The sequence below is a fragment of the Rhizobium sp. WCS2018Hpa-16 genome (assembly GCF_031843705.1).
Classification (GTDB): Bacteria; Pseudomonadota; Alphaproteobacteria; order Rhizobiales; family Rhizobiaceae; genus Agrobacterium; species Agrobacterium tumefaciens_C.
Map to the genome: position 1 here is coordinate 1 of NZ_JAVTIX010000021.1, position 1,649 is coordinate 1,649.

The 1,649-nt window shown below is 50.5% G+C and carries 1 rRNA gene; it reads right to left on the minus strand.

The window, feature by feature from the left end:
• A 23S ribosomal RNA gene (locus RQI55_RS24190) occupies positions 1–1,472 on the minus strand; the annotation flags it as partial.
• Positions 1,473–1,649 lie beyond the last annotated feature (177 nt).

Below are 1,649 nucleotides of genomic sequence, written 5' to 3' on the forward strand. Positions count from 1 at the left end.
AGATCCGTCACTACCACCAGGCCCACGAATATTAACGTGGTTCCCATCGACTACGCGTGTCCGCCTCGTCTTAGGGGCCGGCTAACCCTGCTCAGATTAACTTTAAGCAGGAACCCTTGGTCTTTCGGCGAGGGAGTCTCTCACTCCCTTTATCGTTACTCATGTCAACATTCGCACTTCCGATATCTCCAGGGGCCCTCACGGGTCCCCCTTCACAGACTTACGGAACGCTCCGCTACCACAGCACAGTCACTATAACTGTACTATCCTCAGCTTCGGTGCATGGCTTTAGCCCCGTTACATTTTCGGCGCAAAGACCCTTATTTAGACCAGTGAGCTGTTACGCTTTCTTTAAATGATGGCTGCTTCTAAGCCAACATCCTGGTTGTTTTGGGATCCTCACATCCTTTCCCACTTAGCCATGACTTGGGGACCTTAGCTGGAGGTCAGGGTTGTTGCCCTCTTCACGACGGACGTTAGCACCCGCCGTGTGTCTGCCGATTAGTACTCCTCGGTATTCGGAGTTTGGTTAGGATCAGTAAGACGGTGAGTCCCCATAGCCCATCCAGTGCTCTACCCCCGAGGGTATTCGATCGACGCACTACCTAAATAGTTTTCGCGGAGAACCAGCTATTTCCGAGTTTGATTGGCCTTTCACCCCTAGCCACAAGTCATCCCAATCTATTGCAACAGATATGGGTTCGGCCCTCCAGTTGGTGTTACCCAACCTTCAGCCTGCTCATGGCTAGATCACTCGGTTTCGGGTCTAATGCAACAAACTAAACGCCCTATTCAGACTCGCTTTCGCTACGCCTACACCTACCGGCTTAAGCTTGCTTGCTACACTAAGTCGTTGACCCATTATACAAAAGGTACGCCGTCACTCTTTCGAGCTCCGACTGCTTGTAGGCATCCGGTTTCAGGTTCTATTTCACTCCCCTCGTCGGGGTGCTTTTCACCTTTCCCTCACGGTACTTGTTCGCTATCGGTCATGCACGAGTACTTAGGCTTGGAGAGTGGTCTCCCCATGTTCAGACAGGATTTCACGTGTCCCGCCCTACTCAAGGACAATAAGTGTTCTACGTGTACGGGGCTATCACCCGCTATGGCCACCTTTTCCAAAGTGTTCCACTTTATTCCTTATTGCCACTGGCCTGGTCCGCGTTCGCTCGCCACTACTTACGGAGTCTCGGTTGATGTCCTTTCCTTCAGGTACTTAGATGTTTCAGTTCCCTGAGTTCGCTTCTTACACCCTATGTATTCAGATGCAGATACCTTATCATAATGCTTGGAAACCTAAGCCGTACCGAAGCACAACTTAGATTCTCCAAGCATTTAAGGTGGGTTCCCCCATTCGGAAATCCATGGATCAAAGCTTATTCGCAGCTCCCCACGGCTTATCGCAGCGTATCACGTCCTTCTTCGCCTGTGCATGCCAAGGCATCCACCAAATGCCCTTAATTCACTTCTTCGTTCTCATTGTCTATGCTCATCCATAGTTGCTTCCAAAGGAAGCAACGACCTGATTACCTTTTACAATCAGGCCACTTCATGATGACATCGACGTGTCGATACAGTCCTCATTGAAGGCACGCCGGTGCACTTCGAGGCCGTATCATTAAGACCAGCTTCTCGAGATATCATCCGGT